The 18,589-nt window shown below is 70.5% G+C and carries 14 protein-coding genes and 2 pseudogenes; 12 read left to right on the forward strand and 4 right to left on the reverse strand.

The annotated features are described in order from the left end of the window. Positions 1-86 precede the first annotated feature (86 nt). From AMK24_RS08680 to AMK24_RS08710, 7 genes and pseudogenes are all read left to right on the forward strand, one after another. On the forward strand, positions 87-773 hold the full coding sequence (locus AMK24_RS08680) for a hypothetical protein (RefSeq protein WP_073766796.1): 687 nt from the start codon (positions 87-89) through the stop codon (positions 771-773). Positions 774-790: 17 nt separating this feature from the next. Next, a complete protein-coding gene (locus tag AMK24_RS08685; protein ID WP_073766798.1) occupies positions 791-1,243 on the forward strand; it encodes a phage holin family protein in 453 nt (150 codons plus the stop codon). Further along, positions 1,219-1,848: a DUF3618 domain-containing protein gene (locus AMK24_RS08690; protein WP_073766800.1), complete on the forward strand. Its 630-nt coding sequence runs from the start codon at positions 1,219-1,221 to the stop codon at positions 1,846-1,848. The genes AMK24_RS08685 and AMK24_RS08690 overlap by 25 nt, the downstream gene beginning before the upstream one ends. Positions 1,849-2,014: 166 nt before the next feature. Further along, a complete protein-coding gene (locus AMK24_RS08695) occupies positions 2,015-3,094 on the forward strand; it encodes a YihY/virulence factor BrkB family protein (RefSeq protein WP_199876401.1) in 1,080 nt (359 codons plus the stop codon). Between the two features lie 515 nt (positions 3,095-3,609). Next, positions 3,610-5,400 carry a DUF4158 domain-containing protein gene (locus AMK24_RS08700; protein WP_107427371.1) on the forward strand — a complete coding sequence of 597 codons (1,791 nt, stop codon included), beginning with the start codon at positions 3,610-3,612 and terminating at the stop codon, positions 5,398-5,400. A 103-nt stretch (positions 5,401-5,503) separates the two neighbouring features. Then, positions 5,504-6,217 (forward strand): annotated as a pseudogene (locus tag AMK24_RS08705) (DUF4158 domain-containing protein); the annotation flags it as partial. A gap of 132 nt (positions 6,218-6,349) precedes the next feature. Next, complete coding sequence (locus AMK24_RS08710; RefSeq protein WP_073766804.1) at positions 6,350-9,484, forward strand: Tn3 family transposase; 3,135 nt, start codon at positions 6,350-6,352, stop codon at positions 9,482-9,484. Between the two features lie 64 nt (positions 9,485-9,548). Here AMK24_RS08710 and AMK24_RS08715 read toward each other — a convergent pair whose 3' ends face one another. Genes AMK24_RS08715 through AMK24_RS08725 form a run of 3 tightly spaced genes read right to left on the reverse strand, consistent with a single transcriptional unit; the run spans position 9,549 to position 11,816 of the window. Beyond that, positions 9,549-10,256 (reverse strand): B3/B4 domain-containing protein, encoded by a 708-nt coding sequence (locus AMK24_RS08715; RefSeq protein ID WP_073766806.1) that lies wholly within the window; start codon positions 10,254-10,256, stop codon positions 9,549-9,551. A gap of 40 nt (positions 10,257-10,296) precedes the next feature. Next, the gene (locus tag AMK24_RS08720) at positions 10,297-10,944 is read right to left on the reverse strand and encodes an FMN-binding negative transcriptional regulator (RefSeq protein WP_073766808.1); all 648 of its coding nucleotides are present in this window, start codon (positions 10,942-10,944) and stop codon (positions 10,297-10,299) included. A gap of 35 nt (positions 10,945-10,979) precedes the next feature. After that, a complete protein-coding gene (locus tag AMK24_RS08725; RefSeq protein ID WP_073766810.1) occupies positions 10,980-11,816 on the reverse strand; it encodes a DMT family transporter in 837 nt (278 codons plus the stop codon). Positions 11,817-11,938: 122 nt separating this feature from the next. Between AMK24_RS08725 and AMK24_RS08730 the strand changes: the two genes are divergently transcribed. From AMK24_RS08730 to AMK24_RS08740, 4 genes and pseudogenes are all read left to right on the forward strand, one after another. Next, the gene (locus AMK24_RS08730) at positions 11,939-12,514 is read left to right on the forward strand and encodes a helix-turn-helix domain-containing protein (RefSeq protein WP_199876402.1); all 576 of its coding nucleotides are present in this window, start codon (positions 11,939-11,941) and stop codon (positions 12,512-12,514) included. 203 nt (positions 12,515-12,717) lie between these two features. Beyond that, positions 12,718-13,647: a recombinase family protein gene (locus AMK24_RS08735; protein ID WP_073766812.1), complete on the forward strand. Its 930-nt coding sequence runs from the start codon at positions 12,718-12,720 to the stop codon at positions 13,645-13,647. An 81-nt stretch (positions 13,648-13,728) separates the two neighbouring features. Next, positions 13,729-13,854, forward strand: coding sequence for a hypothetical protein (locus AMK24_RS35140; protein ID WP_274535066.1), 126 nt, complete (start codon positions 13,729-13,731; stop codon positions 13,852-13,854). A 49-nt stretch (positions 13,855-13,903) separates the two neighbouring features. Beyond that, positions 13,904-16,336 (forward strand): annotated as a pseudogene (locus AMK24_RS08740) (Tn3 family transposase); the annotation flags it as partial. 68 nt (positions 16,337-16,404) lie between these two features. Here the strand turns inward: AMK24_RS08740 and AMK24_RS08745 are convergent. Next, positions 16,405-17,118: a tectonin domain-containing protein gene (locus AMK24_RS08745; RefSeq protein WP_073766814.1), complete on the reverse strand. Its 714-nt coding sequence runs from the start codon at positions 17,116-17,118 to the stop codon at positions 16,405-16,407. A 442-nt stretch (positions 17,119-17,560) separates the two neighbouring features. On the opposite strand from AMK24_RS08745, the gene AMK24_RS08750 reads away from it, so the two are divergent. Then, positions 17,561-18,568: a recombinase family protein gene (locus tag AMK24_RS08750; RefSeq protein ID WP_073766816.1), complete on the forward strand. Its 1,008-nt coding sequence runs from the start codon at positions 17,561-17,563 to the stop codon at positions 18,566-18,568. Positions 18,569-18,589: the final 21 nt, after the last annotated feature.

The raw sequence follows: 18,589 nt of genomic DNA on the forward strand, positions 1-18,589 counted from the left end.
CATGTTCTCCGTCTTTGCAACCATTGAGGAGATGTCCAGGGGGCGACACGAGACACCTCCCCCGCCGGGCCGACCTAGGAGGAGCTTTGAGCGACTTCGAAAGTTCGAGCCGTCCGGATGACGGAACGACGGCACAGACCGCACGGGACAAGGCCGGTGAAGGCGCCGATCTGGTGGCCGCCAAGACCGGGGACGTGGCGGGAACCGCCAGGGAACAGGCAGCCGACGTGGTGGGCGAGGCCACGGCACGGGCCCAGGACGTGGTGGGCGAGCTGCGGAGCCAGTTGGAGGAACAGGCACGCCTGCAGACGCGGCGTCTGGCGGACCACGTACGGCGGTTGGCCGACGACCTGCACGACATGAGTCGCAACGCCGACAGCGACTCCTCCGCCGTCGGTGCGGTGAAGCAGGTGGCGGACCGCGGGCACCAGGCCGCGTCCCGGCTGGAGGACAGGGGGCCGGACGGACTGCTCAGCGATCTGCAGGACTTCGCCCGCCGCCGCCCCGGCGTGTTCCTGGCGGGCGCGGCGCTGGCGGGCTTCGCCACCGCCCGGCTCGCCAAAGGCGCCAAGGACGCGGACGGCGGAGGCGGGCGTCCTGCGAGCACGGGAGACGGCCGGGCGGGCCGGGACGCGCCGCAGGACGGTGCGGGACGAGCCCCGGGCATCCGCCCGGCTCCGGCCTCGCCGCCCCCCGGTCCGCCCCACGGAGGGGACGGCGCTCCGGGGCCGGTCCCGGTGAGCGGCCTGCGTTCGGATCCCCGGCAGCCGTAGGCAGAGAGGAGCCAGCCGTGGCCACATCATTGTCGGCACACACCACCGGTCAGCCGCACGCCCCGGCCGCCGGGTCCACTCGGGCGCCGTCGCCGGATCCTTCCGTCGGGGAGCTGGTCGGGGAAATCAGCGAGGACCTGACGCAGTTGGTGCGCCAGGAGGTCGAACTGGCCAAGGCCGAGGTCAAGGAGAGCGCGACCCGAGCGGGCAAGGCGGCGGGCATGCTCGCCGGTTCCGGGTACGCCGGTCACCTGGTGCTGCTGATGGGCAGCCTGGCGGCCGTGTTCGGTCTCGCGCACGTGGTCGATCCGGCATGGGCCGCGCTCATCGTGACCGGCTTCTGGGCGCTCCTGGCGGCCGTTCTCTTCGTGGTCGGCCGTAAACGCCTCAAGACGGTCAGCGCCAAGCCGGAACGCACTGTGGAAACGCTGAAGGAGGACGCGCAATGGGCACGCAACCCGACGAGCTGAAGTCCGACGTGGAAGACACCCGGGCCCACCTCGCCCGCAACGTGGACCGCCTCGCGGACAAGGTCGCCCCGGGCAAGGCGGCCCGGCGCAAGGCGGATGCCGCGCAGCGGCGGGTCACCCGCGTGAAGGAGCGGGTGATGGGCACGGCGGGCGACACCACGGCTTCGGGCAGGCAAAGTGTCGCGGATACGGCCGAACAGGCGGGGGACGCGGTCAGGCACACCGCCGACCAGGTGGGCCGATCCGTACGCCGGGCTCCCGACCGGGTCACGAGCCGGACGCAGGGCAGCCCCGTCGCGGCGGGCGTCATCGCCTTCGGCGCCGGCATGCTCGCGGCCGCGTTGCTCCCGACCACGGACGCCGAGGAACGCGTCGGCGCACGGCTGCGCGAACACTCCGACGAACTCCTCGAACCCGTGAAGCAGACCGCCCAGGACGTCAAGGAGGACATGCGCGGGCCTGCCGCGGAAGCCGTGGACGCGGTGAAGGACACGGCGCAGGACGCGGCACGGAACACCAAACAGAAGGCACAGGACGCGGGCCGGGAAGCGGGAACGGGGCTGCGCGAGGTCGGCCAGGACGCCGCCCGGCAGACCGGAAACTGACTCGGCCGCCCCACGGACCGGTCCGCCGCGGCAGAGCGCCCGGCGCCCGGCCCGGCGGCCCCCCGCTCCCCGGCCCCGGCCCCGGCCGACGGTCGTCTCGTCCGCCCGGCGGCACGAAGCGGCCGCGCGGTCGCCGGTGGTACACCGTTGAGGTGGTGTGATGCGCATGGTGAACGAACAGCATGGTCAGGAAGGCCCGGGCCCGGAGGGGAACCGGCAGGGCGCCGGCCCGTCCGCGCGGGCGGACTCCGACCCGCCCGAATCGCCCGCGAAGCTCGGCAAGGCGTCGTGGGGCGCGGTGCTGAAACGCACGATGAGCGAGTTCAAGCGGGACGAACTGACCGACCGGGCCGCGGCGCTGACGTACTACGGCATCCTGGCTCTGTTCCCGGCCCTGCTGGTCCTGGTCTCCCTCCTCGGCATCGCGGGCGAGGGGACCACCCGGACCGTTCTGGACAACATGCAGAAGCTCGCCCCGGGCGCCGCCCGTGACGTCCTCACCAATGCCGTGACCCAACTGCAGTCCAGCAGCGGAACCGGCTGGGTCATGGCCGTCGTGGGCCTGCTGGCCGCGTTGTGGTCCGCGTCCGGCTACGTGGCCGCGTTCATCCGGACGTCGAACGCCGTGTACGACGTACCCGAAGGGCGTCCGGCCTGGAAGGTGCTCCCGGTCCGGGTCGGCCTGACGCTGGCACTGATGGTGCTGGCCTGTGCCAGCGCGCTGATCGTCGTACTGTCGGGGGGCATCGCCCGCCAGATCGGCACCGCCCTGGGCGTCGGCGACACGGCCATGACCGTCTGGTCGATCGCCAAATGGCCCGTCCTGGTGGTACTGGTGACCATCATGCTGGCGCTTCTGTACTGGGCGGCGCCGAACGCCAAGGGCCGGGGCTTCACCTTCGTCTCCCTGGGCAGCCTGCTGGCACTGCTGATCTGGATGGCGGCCTCCGCCGCCTTCGCCTTCTACGTCGCCAACTTCGGTTCCTACAACAAGACCTACGGCGCTCTGGCAGGCGTGATCATCTTCCTGGTCTGGCTGTGGATCACGAACCTGGCGATCCTGCTCGGATTGGAGTTCGACGCGGAAATGGCCCGGGAACGGGCGGTCGTCGGCGGACACCCGCACACGGAGGAGCCGTACGTCGCCCCCCGCGACACCCGCAAGTGGACCGACGAGGACCGAAGGTCTATGGGCGACACCGGCCCCGCCGACCCCCGCTCGGACAGAAAGGACGACGGCGTCTGAAACCGTCCGGCCCCTGACGCCCCGCGGGGCCGGGCCGGGCCCGACAGAAATAAGGTCTAGACCTTCCGGGGGCGGGTAAGCGGAGGAAGGGCCCCGGGGCGGCCCCCTGATGAAGTCCGGCCGGGCCGCCCTCCGGCAGGACACCCGCCCCGGGGCTTCACCATCCGCGACCACCGCCACGGACCCCGACCGTCGGGCACCGCACCCGGGCAGCACGACCATCTGGCCCCGCTCCTCCACCAGGAGCGCCGACCCCGGCTCGCGGCGGTGTCTGCCCGCTCCGCCCTCCTCTCGCGTGAACGGCGCCTTCGTGTCAGTAACCTGCCCCGGTGAAACTCACGTTCGAGCGCGGCAGGCGCCCTCTACGGCCCTGTCCTTCCGAAGCTGCCGCGAAGTGACAAGTAGCGCTCTGTAGCAAAGCGGGGGTGTGCTTGTCCGGGTTTTCGATCTTCTGGGGTAGCCGAGGGGGCGGTTCCGTGAGGTTGGTCCGGTCACGATGACCGGAGGGAGCGCGGGTGCGGCAGGACTGGGAGCCGGAAGACTTGATCGAGGTCTGGACCCTGCTGGAGGAAGACCAGGAGCGGCTGCGGAACAAGTCGGGGGCGAACCGGCTGGGGTTTGCGTTGTTGCTGAAGTTCTTCGAGGTGGAGGCCCGGTTCCCAGAGGATGCCGGGGAGATCCCGGTGCCCGCGGTGTCGTACGTGGCCCAGCAGGTGAAGGTGCCGGCCGAGGAGTGGGCCGCGTACGACTGGTCGGGGCGGGCGATCAAGCGGCACCGGGTGGAGATCCGGGGCGCGTTCGGGTTCCGGGAGTGCACCGCGGAGGACCAGGTCCAGCTCGCCGAGTGGCTGGCGGCGGAGCTGTGCGGGGTGGAGCTGAACCGGGACCGGCTGGCGGAGGCCGTGGTCGTGCGCTGCCGGGGGGATCGGATGGAGCCGCCGACGCCGGGACGCATTGCCCGCCTGGTGGGGTCGGCGGTGACCACCTTCGAGGAGCGGTTCTGTACGGCCACGGTGGGCCGGCTGTCGGCGGCGACCCGGTCCCGGCTGGACGACCTGGTGGCCGAGGATGCCGGCGGGGAGGAGTCGGCGGGCGGCGGGGTGTCATTCTTCTCCGAGCTGAAGGCGGACCCGGGCGCGCTGGGGCTGGACAGTCTGCTGGCGGAGGTGAACAAGCTCCAGCGGGTGCGTGCGCTGGAGCTGGCGCCGGAGCTGTTCGGGGACGTGTCGGAGAAGCTGGTGGCGGCGTGGCGGGCGCGGGCGTCGAAGGAGTACCCCTCGGACCTGCGGGCGGCAGCCGGGCCGGTGCGCTACACGCTGCTGGCCGCGCTGTGCCATGTGCGGCAGACGGAGATCACCGACTCGCTGGTGGAGCTGTTCATCCAGCTGGTGCAGCGGATCAACACGCGGGCGGAAAAGAAGGTCGAGGGCGAGTTCACCAAGGACCTCAAGCGGGTCCGCGGCAAGGAGGGGATCCTGCTGCGACTGGCGGAGGCCGCGGTCGCGGAGCCGGGCGGCACGGTCCGCAAGGTGATCTTCCCGGTGGCCGGGGAGTCCACGCTGAAGGCCCTGGCGGCGGAGGCCGCGGCGAACGAGGCCCGCTACCGGGCCCGGGTACGCACGGTGCTGCGGTCGTCGTACTCGGGGCACTGGCGGCGGATGCTCTCCCCACTGCTGGGGGCGCTGGAGCTGAAGTGCAACAACACCGCCTACCGGCCGGTGATGGACGCCATCGACCTGCTGAAGCGGTACCTGGACCAGCCCATTGCCAAGGAGGGCGCGTTCTTCGACGAGTCGGAGAAGATCCCGCTGGCCGGGGTGGTGCGCGAGGAGTGGCGCAAGGCGGTGGTGGACGAGCGCGGCCGCGTCGAGCGCATCCCGTACGAGCTGTGCGTGCTGGTCAGCCTGCGGGACGCGCTGCGACGCCGGGAGATCTGGGTCCCGGGCGCGGGCCGGTGGCAGAACCCCGAGGACGACCTGCCCCCCGACTTCGAGGACAACCGCGATGTCCACTACGACGCGATCCGCCAGCCGCAGGACCCTGGGTCCTTCATCGGGGCCCTTCAGAAGCGGCTGCGGGAGGCCCTGACCCGGCTCGACACCGCGCTGGAGCTGGGTACCACGGGCGGCGTGGACATCGTCCGCAAGCACGGCGAGCCGTGGATCAAGGTCTCGCCGCTGGGCAAGCAGGCAGAGCCGGAGAACCTCGTCGCGCTGAAGGCGGAGATCGAACGCAGGTGGGGCACCATCGACCTGATCGACATCCTCAAGGAGGCCGGCCTTGGGGCACAGCGGTACAGCGGTTAACGCTAAGCCGGTGATCATGGGCTTCTAGCACAGGTGATCGGTCTGGCACCGGGGTTCGGCGGAAGATCATTGAGCGGCTGCGGGCGTCGTTAGCGTCAGGTCCATGCCAGTGGAGTTCTTGACCGATGAGCAGGCGGCTTCGTATGGGAAGTTCAACGAGGAGCCGACCCGGCCGGAGCTGGAGCGGTTCTTCTTCCTCGATGACGAGGACCGCAAGCTGGTCTCGAAGCGGCGCGGTGATCACAACCGGCTCGGGTTCGCCCTTCAGATGTGCACTGTGCGCTACATCGGCCGGTTCCTCCCGGACGACCCGTGGGACGTTCCGTGGGCGGTGGTGGAGTACCTCGGGGAGCAACTCGGCATCGAGGACGTCAGCTGCGTGAAGCAGTACACCGAGCGCAAGCCGACGGCGTACGAGCACGCGTGGGAGATCCGGGACGCGTACGAGTATCACGAGTACGACGATGCGGAGTGGGGGCGGAAGTTCCGTACGTTCCTGCACGGGCGTGCCTGGACGCACGCCGAGGGGCCGGTGGCCCTGTTCAACCAGGCGGTGGGCTGGCTGCGCCGGCACCGGGTGCTGCTGCCGGGGGTGAGCGTGCTGGCCCGGAAGGTGTCGGAGGTGCGGGCGGTCGCGGAGAAGCGGCTGCACGCCACGGTCGCCAGGGCCGCGCACCGGGCGGACGCGGCGCTGCCTGGGGACCTGGTGGCCACCCTGGTGACACCGGAGGGTGCCCGGTTCTCGGAGCTGGAGCGGCTGCGCCGGCCGCCGACGCGGACGACGGGGACGACGGGGACGGCGTTCGCGCGGTCGCTCGGCCTCGGGGAACATCGGTACAGCGGTTATCGATGAGAATGATCATGACCGTCTAGCACAGTGATCCACTTCGCCGCTGGGGTTCGGCGATACACCTCCGGGCCTGGTCCGGGGCTGGCTACGGTCCGGCTCGTGCCAGTGGAATTTCTGAGCGATGAGCAGGCCGAGGCGTACGGGACGTTCGCCGAGGAGCCGACGAGGCCCGAGCTGGAGCGGTTCTTCTTCCTGGACGACGTCGACCGCGACCTGATCGCCCTGCGGCGGACGGAGCATCACCGGCTTGGGTTCGCGCTCCAGATGTGCACGGTGCGGTACGTCGGCCTGTTCCTGGAGGATCCGCTCGCGGTGCCGTGGCCGGTGGTCGAGCACCTGGCCGTGCAGCTCGGCATCGAGGACCCCTCGTGCGTGAAGCGGTACACGGAGCGGCGTCAGACGCTGTACGACCACGCGTGGGAGATCCGGGACGCCTACGGCTACCACCCCTACGAGGACGCCGAGTGGGGCCGTCGGTTCCGTACGTTCCTGCACGGGCGGGTGTGGACGCACGCAGAGGGCCCGAAGGCGCTGTTCGACCATGCGGTGGGCTGGCTGCGCCGTCACCGGGTCCTGCTGCCCGGGGTGTCCGTGCTGGCCCGGCAGGTGTCGGAGGCGCGGCAGGTCGCGGAGAAGCGTCTGCACGCCACGGTCGCGGGCGCTGCCCGCCGCGCCGACCCTGCGCTTCCCGGCGATCTGGTGGCGACGCTGAAGACGCCGGAGGGCTCGCGGTTCTCGGAGCTGGAGCGGCTGCGCCGGCCACCGACGCGGACGACGGGCACGGCGTTCGCCCGCGCGCTGGAGCGGGTGGACGAGATCGGCGCGTACCGGCTCGGCAGGTTGAGGCTGTCGCAGATCCCGCCGAACCGGATGGCCGCTTTGGCCCGGTACGCGCTGGGGTCGAAGGCGCCGCTGCTGGAGCGGGCGGCGGAGCCGAAGCGCACGGCGATGCTTACCGCGGTGATGCGGCACCTGGAGGCGAAGGCGATCGACGAGGCCCTGGACCTGTTCCAGGTGCTGATGGCCACGCGGCTGCTGAACTCGGCGAAGCGCAAGACGGAGAAGGAGCGGCTGTCGACGCTGCCGCAGCTGGAGAAGGCGTCACGGGTGCTCGCGCGGGCGGCGAAGGTGCTGTTCGAGGAGCTGGAGCTGGTCGAGGAGCACCAGGCGGACCTGGACGTGGCCGCGCTGTGGGCGGCGGTGGAGGAGGTCGCCCCGCGCGCCGCCGTGATGAGCGCGGCGGCCACCGTGGTGACCCTGGTGCCCGAGGACGAGAACTCGGCCGAGGTCGCCATGCGGGCCGCGCTCGCGAACCGGTACGCCACAGTGCGCCCGTTCCTCGCGCTGCTGGGCGAGTCGAAGGCCCTGGACGCGGCGAGTGCCGGGAAGCGGGTCCTGGCCGGGGTGCGCGGTCTTCCGGCGCTGGCCCGGCGGAAGGTGGGTATCAAGCCGCTGCTGCCGCGCGAGGTGGACGACAAGCTGGTGCCGCCGGCGTGGCGCAAGGCGGTGTACGCCAACCCCGACCTGCCGCAGGGCGCGGTGGACCGGGACGCGTACGTGGTGTGCGTGCTGGAGCAGCTGCACCGGGCTCTGAACAACCGCGACGTGTTCGCCTCGCCCTCGCACCGCTGGTCCAACCCCCGGGCCCGCCTGCTGGACGGGCCCGACTGGGACGCGGTCGAGGAGGACGTCCTGGCGGCCCTGAGCCTGGACATGCCCGTCACCGAGCATCTGGCGGAGCTGGTGCGGGGCCTGGACGCCGGATGGAAGCAGCTCGCCGAACGTCTTCAGGAGGCGGGGCCGGCGGCGAAGGTCTCCATCGAGGTGCAGGACGACGGGCGGGTGAAGCTGAACGTCGACAAGCTCGGCGCGCTCGGTGAGCCGAAGTCCCTGACCTGGCTGCGGCAGCGGGTCGAGAAGATGCTCCCGAAGATCGACCTGCCGGACCTGCTGTTCGAGGTGAACGCCTGGACCGGGTTCCTCGACGCCTTCGTCCACCTCGGCGACGGCACCACCCGGATGAAGGACCTGCCCACCTCGGTGGTCGCGCTGCTGGTGTCCGAGGCGTGCAACATCGGCCTGGCCCCGGTGGTCAACCCCGGCTACGAGGCCCTGACCCGGGCCCGGCTCGTGCACGTCGACCAGTACTACCTGCGCACCGACACCATCGCCGCCGCGAACGCGCGGCTGATCACCGCTCAGGCCGGCATCCCGATCGTGCGCTACTGGGGCGAGGGACTGCTGGCCTCGGTGGACGGGCTGCGCTTCCAGGTGCCGGTGCGCACCATCAACGCCGCCCCGTCGCCGAAGTACTTCGGGTTCAAGCGGGGCATCACCTGGCTCAACGCGGTCAACGATCAGGTCGCGGGCATCGGGCAGATGGTCGTGCCCGGCACCCCGCGCGACTCCCTGCACATCCTGGACGCGCTGCTGAACCTGGACGGCGGGGTGAAGCCGGAGATGGTGGCGACCGACAACGCCTCGTATTCCGACATGGTGTTCGGCCTGTTCAAGATCCTCGGCTACAACTTCAGCCCGCGGTTCCGCGACCTGGACGACCAGCGGTTCTGGCGGGCCACGATGCCCGGCGTCGAGACCGGCACGTACGGCGCGGTGGAGGACCTGGCCCGCAACCGGGTGAACCTGAACAAGGTGATCACGCACTGGCCGGACATGCTGAAGGTCGCCGGTTCCCTGGTCACCAACCAGGTCCGCGCCTACGACCTGCTGCGCATGTTCGGGCGCGACGGGCGGCCGACTCCGCTCGGGGCGGCGTTCGCCGAGTACGGGCGGATCGCCAAGACCGAGCACCTGCTGCGCGTGGTCGACCCGGTGGACGACACCTACCGCCGGCAGATGAACCGGCAGCTCACCGTGCAGGAGTCCCGCCACAAACTCGCCCGGGACGTGTGCCACGGCAAGCGCGGCACCATCCACCAGGCGTACCGGGACGGGATGGAGGACCAGCTCGGCGCGCTCGGCCTGGTCCTCAACGCCATCGTGCTCTGGACGACGAAGTACATCGACGCGGCCGTCGCCCAGCTCCGCGCCGAGGGCCATGAACTGCGGGACGAGGACATCGCCCGCCTGTCCCCGCTCAAGCACCGCAACCTGAACCTGCTCGGCCGCTACAGCTTCACCGCCCAGGTCCCTGCCTCCGGCGCCCTGCGCCCGCTGCGCGACCCGGACGCGCTGGAGCTGGACGAGGACGATGACGGCGGTGGCCAGGAGTGAGCACCGAGGCCCGAGCGAGGTGCTGTTCAGCCCGCGCTGCCACTGGGATGCCGGGGGCGTGGTGTCAGAGTGTGACCTGCGGGTGTGCGGGGCTGAGGTAGTGGACGGTGCTCTGGGCGGAGTGTTCGGTGAGCAGGACCTGCAGTTCGTCGGCGGCGGTGGTCAGGAGGTGGCCGTCGCGGCTGGCGTGGAGGGTTTCGAGGACGAAGGCGACGTGGGTGGAGTCTTCGGTGACGCGGGTGCGGTGGGCGTCGCGGTGGTTCCAGTGCCGGGTGAGGACGTCGGTTGTGTCGGTGTAGATGATCTCGCCGGGCTTGGGGCTTTCGGTGGTGTCGGGTTCGCCGAGCGGGGTGAAGGTCTCGGTGCCTTCGGCGTAGCGGATCTCGACGTCGCCGGTGACGTGGTCGAGGTCGAAGGCGCCGGCGGGCAGGCCGCGGCGTACGGAGACGGTGTTGTAGGAGTCGACGGCCGGGTTGATCCGGGGCAGGGTGCCCTTCTTCGCCAGGCGGCGGCCCAGGGCGTCGACGCTGGGCCGGATGCGGCGAGGGTTGGTGCCGAAGGAGCGGTAGGCGGTGTGCCACGCCTCGATGCGGGGGTCGCTCTCGTCGGCGGGGGACCAGGTGCCGGAGGCGAGATCCTGCTCCAAGTCCTCCACGGCGGCGGCGGTGTGGGGCCAGGACTCGCGGGCGTTCAGGCCGGTGGCGGTGACGACGGCGATGAGGGTGTCGGGGAAGGCGTCGGCGACGGCGGGGCTGATGCGGAAGGCGGTCATCGTGGGAGCAGTTCCGTTCGGTGATCGGGCCGGGGGATGGTCAGGGCTTCCAGGTGCCGATGCGGTCCAGGCGGCGGAGCTGCTGGGCCGCGGTGGGTGCGTCCAGGGCGGTGCCGCGTTCGGTGAGCCGACGGGCGGTGTCGGTGCGCTGTTCGGCGGGTTTGTGGTCGTCGTACTTGAACTTGGCGCGGACCTCGGTGACGTCGAGGCGCAGGCCGCGGATGCCGGGCAGCATCCGCCCGTAGGGGGGCTGGTCTATTTCGATGGGGGCGTGGTCGCCGTCGGGCTGGAAGTGGGCCATCTGGCGGCGCAGCAGTTCGACCTTGGCCTCGGGTTCGTCGACGATGGTGGCCTGGCAGGTGAACTGGACGGCGGCGTAGTAGCTGGTAGGGACGCCATCGTTGGGCGGGACGTCGGGCTTGGCGCGCCAGGGTCCGGGAATGAAGGCGTAGTCACCGGTGACGGTGAAGGCGACGTTCGGGTCGACCTCGATCGTCTTCCAGACGGGGTTGGGGCGGGCGAGGTGGATCAGCAGGGCGGTGCCGTCGACGGTGAAGTGGGTGGGCACGGTGATCGGTGCGTGTCCGAGCAGGCCGTTGACGCTGAGGATGCCGAAGTCGTGGCCGTCCGCGATCCAGGTCTGCCATTCGGCGTCGTCCAGGGCGGCGTCCCAGGGCTGGATGAACATCGCCGGGCTCCTTTCAGAGGTACGGGGGTGCGGGGTCAGGTGAGAGCGAGGAGGCTGACGGCGACGGCGGCGGCGCCCAGCCCGATCAGCTGGCCGCGGTGGATGCGCTCGGAAAGGACGCTGCGGGCGAGCAGGACGGTGCCTGCTGGATACAGGGCGGTGATCACAGCGACGACGGCCAGGTCGCCGCTGCGGGCGGCGAGCAGGAACAGCAGGTTGGCCACCGAGTCCAGCACACCGGCCGCAGCCGAGATCCCGTAGGCGGGCTTCTCCGCGCCCAGGCGGCGGAACATCACTCCGGCGGCGGCCAGGGTGACGGCGGAGGAGACGGCGCGGCCGACGATCAGCGGGCCGACGCCGCTGTCGGAGGGTGCCTGGTGCAGGAAGACCAGCTGCAAGGCGATCGCGGCGCCGGCGCCGAAAGCCAGCAGCAGCGCGGTACGCGAGGGGCGGGCCGACTTCGCGCCGTGCCCGGCGCTGACCAGCACCACCGCCGCCAGCGCCAGAGGCAGGCCGATCAGCCCGGCCAGGCCCAGGTGCTCACCCTGCACCAGACCGACGCCCACCGGCAGCATCGCCGAGATGAGCGCGGTGATCGGGGAGAGCACGTTCATCGGCCCGATCGCCAGGGTCTTGTAGAGCAGGGCGAACGCGGCGGCCGACGCGACGCCGGAGGCAGCGCCCCACGCGAGAGTGGCCGGAGCGAAGGAAGCGCCGAGGAAGGGCCACAGCAGCAGCTCGACGGTGAGCGAGGCCGGGGCGGCGACCATCACGGTACGCAGGACGTGGGCCTTACGGGCACCAAGGCCGCCGAGGAAGTCGGCACATCCATACGCCAGGGAACTGCCCAGGGCCAGCAGCAGAGCGATCACAGGTGGTACATCCCTTACTATCAATGGAACGACTCCACCGTACAACGCACCGACCGAAAATCGTCAACCGAATGACCGCATGGAACAGTGCAGTGAACTACCCACTTGGAGGGGTGATAGCGATGGCCGAGACCGAGGCGGCGCTGCGGACACTGGCGCACAATGTCCGCGCGGCCCGCATCCGCGCCGGACTGTCCCTGGACGAACTCGGCCGCCGCGCCAAGGTCAGCAAGGGCGCCCTCGTCGCTCTGGAGAAGGCGCAGGGCAACCCGAACTTCGCCACCCTGGTCCGCCTCGCCGACACCCTCGGCGCCTCCGTCTCCGCCCTGACCGAAGGTCGTCCCGAACAACGCGTGCGGGTGGTGGACGCCGATACCGTCATGCCCCTGTGGAAGGGCGAGCACGGCAGCGAGGCCCGGCTCATGCTGACCACCAGCGGGCCAGCAGCCACCGAAGTCTGGCGCTGGACCCTGGAGCCCGGCGAGGAATACCCCAGCCACCCCCACCAGACCGGCGTGACCGAGACCGTCAGCGTCACCACAGGTGCGATGGTCCTCATCGTCGACGGCACCGAATACCCCGTCACCGCCGGACAGACCGCTACCTTCGACGCCGACACCACCCACACCTACCGCGGCGCGGGCACCCAGACCTGCCACCTGATCATGACCGTCCACCTGCCTCCGGGCCCCGCGTAGCGTCCCTACAGCCCCAGGCGGTCGGATCACGCCCTGCCTGTCTGTCGTCAAACGATCGTTTGACGACAGGCGGCCGACGCGTCCAATGAACCCGTGCAATCCAGGGGTTCGTGGCGGCCCGAATCCAATCGGATCCGATGGTGATTGCTGACAGGGTTTGACGACAGATAGGGTCCAATCCTCCATACGTAAGGGGCCCACGAGTGGCGAACCTGGTCTACAAGCGAGTCTCGACCGACCAGCAGTCGACCGCCCGCCAGGACCTCGTCCTCGACGAGGCCGGGATCGAGGACCCGGTCGTTTTCGAGGAGGACCCCGGCACCTCCAGCCGCCTCCACCCGCTCCAGCGCCCGAAGTTTCGCGAACTGCTCACGTACGCACGGCCGGGCGACACCGTGCACATCTCCGAGATGTTCCGCCTCGTGCGCGGCACCGGCCACATCCTCGACGTGCTCGACGTCCTCCACCGCGACCGCCTCGCGCTGCGCATCCACGACGGCGCGTTCTCCGCGATGGATCTCACCGCCCGCCACCCGCGCACCGGCGAGCTGCTGTCCACCGTGAAGTTCATGGTGCAGACCCTCGCCGCCGCCGGCGAACTCCAACGCGACCTCCAACGCGAGCTGACCTACGACGGGCTGCGGGCCGCCGAGGCCAGGGGCAGCAAGGGTGGGCGCCGCCCCGCCGTGGCGGCCGACAGGACCGACGCCGTCCGCACCGCGTACCTGGAAGGCCGCTCCATCGCCGCCCTCGCGCGCGACTGCGACGTCAGTCGCGGCGCCATCCGTACCGCCCTCGCCGACCTTCTTCCCGAGCACACCGTCGAGGGCCAGGAGGACGTCCCGGCCCCAGAGCTGCCGGTCACCCTCGACATGCCGGGCAAGGTCGCCGACTTCCTCCGCGCCGCAGAGTTGGAGCCCGCCGAGCGGGCCGCGCTCGACCAGGGCGTTACCGTACGGCGCGGCCAGGGCTACACCCTGCGCGTCAGCACCACCCGGGCCGTCCACCGCCAGCTCCTCGCCCGCTGCCAGCCTCTCGACGGCGGTCAGGGCACCCCGACTGTCCCGGCGCAGCGCAAGGCCCGCCGCGAGTACGAGAACCGCGTCAGCGCCCTCATCTCGACCGGACCATGATCCGGGTCAGCGGCTACCGCTAATTTCCGTTCGGATACTCCCCGAGGGCCGGGCTACACCCTGCGCGTCAGCGCCGCCCCCGTGGTCCACCGCCAGCTCCTCGATCGCTGCCAGCCCCTCGACGGCGGCCACGGCGCCCCGGCGGTTCCGGCCCAGCGCAAGGCCCGCCGCGAGTACGAGAACTGGGTCAGCGCCCTCACGCCCTGAACAAGATCGTTCTCACCGATAACCGCTGTACCGATGTTCCCCGAGGCCGTCGCTGGAGCGGGTCGATGAGATCGGCGCGTTCGGTCTGGGCCGGGTGTGGCTCTCGCAGGTCCCGCCGAACCGGCTGGCCGCGCTGGCCCGGTACGGGCTGGGCTCGAAGGCGGCGAGCCTGGAGCGGGCCGAGGAGCCCAAGCGCACCGCGATGCTCACCGCGGTGATGCGGCACCTGGAGGCGAAGGCCATCGACGAGGCCCTGGACCTGTTCCAGGTGCTGATGGCCACGAGGCTGATCAGCACCGCGAGGCGGGCGACGGAGAAGGAGCGCCTGTCGACGCTGCCGCAGCTGGAGAAGGCGTCGAGGACGCTCGCGCGGGCGGCGAAGGTGCTGTTCGAGGAGCTGGAGCTGGTGGAGACGCACGGTGCCGACCTGGACGCGGCGGCGCTGTGGGCGGCGGTCGAGGAGGTCGCCCCGCGGGAGACGGTGATGACCGCGGCCGCGCTGGTGGTGTCCCTGGTGCCCGAGGACGAGGACTCCGCCGACGTCGCGATGCGGGCGGCGCTGACCACCCGGTACAACACGGTGCGGCCGTTCCTGGCGCTGCTGGGCGAGTCGAAGGCGCTGGCAGCGTCGACCGGCGGCGCGCGGGTGCTGGCCGGGGTGAAGCGGCTGCCCGCGCTGGCGCGGCGGCGGGTGAAGGACAAGCCGCTGTTGCCGCGCGAGGTGGACGAGAAGTTGGTGCCGGCCGCGTGGCGCAAGGCGGTCTACGCGAACGCCGAGTTGCCGCAGGGGTCGGTGGACCGGGACGCGTACGTGGTGTGCGTGCTGGAGCAGCTGCACCGGGCCCTGAACAACCGCAACGTGTTCGCCTCCCCTTCGCACCGGTGGTCCGATCCGCGCGCCCGGCTCCTGGACGGCGCGGCGTGGGACGCGGTGTGCGAGGACGTGCTGGCCGGGCTGAGCCTGGACATGCCCGTCACCGAGCACCTGGCGGAGCTGGTGCGGGCGCTGGACGCCGGGTGGAAGCAGATGGCCGAGCGCCTGGAGTCGGCGGGCAAGGACGCGAAGGTGTCGCTCGACGTCCTGCCGAACGGCCGGGTGAAGCTGAACGTGGAGAAGCTCGGGGCGCTCGGCGAGCCGAAGTCGCTGGCCTGGCTGCGCAAGCGGGTCGAGAAAATGCTTCCGAAGATCGACCTGCCGGACCTGCTGTTCGAGGTCCACTCCTGGACCGGGTTCCTCGACGCCTTCGTCCATCTCGGGGACGGCACCACCCGCATGAAGGACCTGACCACGTCGGTGGTCGCGCTGCTGGTGAGCGAGGCGTGCAACATCGGCATGACCCCGGTCACCAACTCCGGCCACGAGGCCCTGACCCGCTCCCGCCTGGTCCACGTCGACCAGTTCTACCTGCGCGCCGACACGATCGCCGCGGCGAACGCGGCTCTGATCGCGGCCCAGTCCGAGGTGCCGATTGTGCAGTTCTGGGGCGACGGGCTGCTGGCCTCGGTCGACGGGCTGCGGTTCGTCGTCCCGGTCCGCACGATCAGCGCGGCGCCCTCCCCGAAGTACTTCGGGTTCAAGCGCGGCATCACCTGGCTCAACGCTGTCAACGACCAGGTCGCCGGGATCGGGCAGATGGTCGTCCCCGGCACGCCGCGCGACTCCCTGCACATCCTGGACGCGCTGCTGAACCTGGACGGCGGGGTGAAGCCGGAGATGGTGGCCACCGACAACGCGAGCTACAGCGACATCGTGTTCGGGATCTTCAGGATCCTGGGCTACAACTTCAGTCCCCGCTTCAAGGACCTGGACGACCAGCGGTTCTGGCGGGCGACGATGCCCGGGGTGGAGACGGGCACGTACGGGGTGCTGGAGCCGCTCGCCCGCAACCGCGTGAATCTGAAGAAGATCGAGACGTGGTGGCCGGACATGCTCCGGGTCGCGGGCTCCCTGGTCACCAACCAGGTCAGGGCGTACGACCTGCTGCGGATGTTCGGCCGTGAGGGCCACCCCACGCCGCTGGGGCAGGCGTTCGCCGAGTACGGGCGGATCGCCAAGACCGAGCACCTGATGCGGATGGTCGACCCGGTCGACGACACCTACCGCCGGCAGATGAACCGGCAGCTCACCGTGCAGGAGTCCCGGCACAAGCTGGCCCGCGACGTGTGCCACGGCAAGCGCGGCACCATCCATCAGGCGTACCGGGACGGTATGGAGGACCAGCTCGGCGCGCTCGGCCTGGTCCTCAACGCGATCGTGCTCTGGACGACGAAGTACATCGACGCCGCCGTCGCCCAGCTCCGCGCGAAGGGCCACGAGCTGCGGGACGAGGACATCGCCCGGCTCTCCCCGCTCAAGCACCGCAACCTCAACGTGCTCGGCCGCTACAGCTTCACCGCCAGCGTCCCGGCCGCCGGCGCCCTGCGCCCGCTGCGCGACCCGGACGCGGCCGGGCTCGGGCTCGACGAGGACGACGAGGAGTAAAAGCCCTCTTGGCGTCTCCCGCCGGGCCCGGACCGCTGTCAGGGTGGGGTGCCGGGCCGGGGCGGCAATCAGCTCGGCTGGTCGCCGGTGTACCGGTAGATTTCGGCGCCGCTGTTGATGTGCCACACGGTGCCATCAGCGCCGGCGGCGATGTCGATGGCCGTGCCGGGGATCTTGATCCACGGGTTGGTGCCGCTGGCGTCGTTGTTGGTGTACTTGTAGATGCTGCCGGCGGGGTCGACGCCCCACACGTTCGTCCGGGAGCCGACCGCGATGCGCTTGAGGCTGCCGTTGACGTGCGTCCACGGATTCGCGCTGTCCTGGTCCCCGGTGTAGCGGAAGACCTGGTTGCCGCCGTTGACGCCCCACACGGTGCCGTCGGCGGCCGCGCCGATGTCGCTCAGGGACCCGGTGATCTTGAGCCACGGGTTGGCGTCGTGGTTCGTGTACCGGAAGATGGCGCCTGCGGAGTCCACTCCCCACACGTTCGTCCGCGAGCCCGCGTCGATGCGGACCAGGCTGCCGGTGATGCCCTTCCAGGGGTTCGCGCCGTCGCTGTCGCCGACGTACCGGTAGATCTGGTTGCCGCCGTTGACTCCCCAGGTCGTGCCGTCGGAGGCCGCCCCGATGTCGCTGAGGCCTCCCGGGATGTGGAGCCAGGGGTTGGCGTCGTAGTTGGTGTACCGGTAGATCGAGCTGGCTGCGTTCACCCCCCACACCGTCGTCCTGGAGCCCGCCGAGATGGCCGTGAGAGCCCCTGCGACCTTCACCCAATCCGCCATGCCGAAACACCCTTCCTCAAGCCGTTGCTGACCCGGCCATCCTGGGTGAAAAGATGAGCCGACGAAGCGAGTGAACGCTTGTCTTAATACAGAATGAGCCTGTAAATCGATGTTTCAACGGCCATCGGCTTGCAGGTTGGGAAGCGGGAACGGCTCGGCCGACAGCGTTCCGGCTTGAAGTGCTGTCCCACCCCCGGGGGATCGACACGTCTGCAAGTTCACGCCTCCCGCCCGGGACGTCCCGCCAGCCGGGGGTGTGCGGGCCGAGTAAGCGATCCGGCGACGGCAGTGGCAGGCCCCGAACGGATACGTCTCTCACAAACGTTCATCTGTGAGAGTTCTGCGAGAGCCTCCGGAGTGATCACGTTTCCGCAGGTCGCCGTTCGCAAAAGTCCTCTCGAAACCCGCATGTTGTGCGAGGTAGTTCTGAGAGGCTTCCCGGATGGATCTCACGCCCGATCGGGCCGCATTGGCGGTAGAACGTCACAACTGCCCGAACTGTGACGCGCCCGCCGGCTCCGCCTGCCGCACCCGCGGCGGGAAGACCGCCGCGAAGTACCACACCCCCCGCTTCGTCCTCGTCCCCGCACTCCGCGAGGAACTCGAAGTCCTCGTCCCCGCCGACCGCCACCCCGGCCGCGCTTGGAAGCAGGGCCCGGCGCTCGCCGCCGTGCCCGGCCCCCGCACCGAACGCCCGGTCCGCATCGGGTACGCCAGAACCTCGACCGCCCGGCAGGAACTGGCGAGCCAGCTCGAAGCCCTCCACCGGGCCGAGTGCCACAAGGTCTTCCAGGAGCAGATCAGCACCCGGGTCAAGATCCGGCCCGAACTGGAGAAGGCGCTCGCCCTGGCCCACCAGTTCAAGGAGGCCGCCCCCGAGACGCCCGTCATCCTCACCGTCCACGAGCTCAAGCGCCTCGCCAGGAACGCGGCCGAACTGATGACGCTGTCCGCCGAGCTCCAGGCCGGCGGCATCCAGCTCGAACTCCTCACCGGCCCGCTCACCGGCATCTACGACCCCAACGGCATGGGCGCCATGTTCTTCGCCGTCCTCGCCGTGGCCGGGCAGATCGAGCGCAACTACATCCGGGAGAAGACCCTCGAAGGCCAGGTTATCGCCGCGTCCAAGGGCAACCACGGCGGACGCCCCAAGGTCATCGACGATGACATGCTCACCTTCGCCGTCGCGCTCAAGGACAAGGGCTTCCTCGTCCCCGAGATCGCGAAGAAGCTGACCATCAAGACCGGGAAGAACGCGGGCAAATCCCCGTCGGTCGCCTCGCTGTATCGGGCGCTCGCGGAAGCCGAGGAAGCCGCGGCCGACGACGGCCTGCCGCTGCGGCCCAAGCCCGTACACATCCGCCGGCCCGAGGACCCGCTGACCCCCGAGGAGATCGACCTCTGCGAACGACTCCAGGCCCAAGCCCACCCGAACGCCGAGCTGCGGTAGCCCCGCCCACGACCCGCATCG

The sequence above is a fragment of the Streptomyces sp. CB02366 genome (genome assembly GCF_001905905.1).
Classification (GTDB): Bacteria; Actinomycetota; Actinomycetes; order Streptomycetales; family Streptomycetaceae; genus Streptomyces.

Excerpts from the sequence above, each read along its gene's own strand:
- AMK24_RS08690 (WP_073766800.1), top strand. The coding sequence starts at position 1,219 with ATGGGCACGCAACCCGACGAGCTGAAGTCCGACGTGGAAGACACCCGG.
- AMK24_RS08695 (WP_199876401.1), top strand. The coding sequence starts at position 2,015 with ATGGTGAACGAACAGCATGGTCAGGAAGGCCCGGGCCCGGAGGGGAAC.
- AMK24_RS08715 (WP_073766806.1), bottom strand. The coding sequence starts at position 10,256 with ATGACCGCCTTCCGCATCAGCCCCGCCGTCGCCGACGCCTTCCCCGAC.
- AMK24_RS08720 (WP_073766808.1), bottom strand. The coding sequence starts at position 10,944 with ATGTTCATCCAGCCCTGGGACGCCGCCCTGGACGACGCCGAATGGCAG.
- AMK24_RS08730 (WP_199876402.1), top strand. The coding sequence starts at position 11,939 with ATGGCCGAGACCGAGGCGGCGCTGCGGACACTGGCGCACAATGTCCGC.
- AMK24_RS08745 (WP_073766814.1), bottom strand. The coding sequence starts at position 17,118 with ATGGCGGATTGGGTGAAGGTCGCAGGGGCTCTCACGGCCATCTCGGCG.
- AMK24_RS08750 (WP_073766816.1), top strand. The coding sequence starts at position 17,561 with ATGGATCTCACGCCCGATCGGGCCGCATTGGCGGTAGAACGTCACAAC.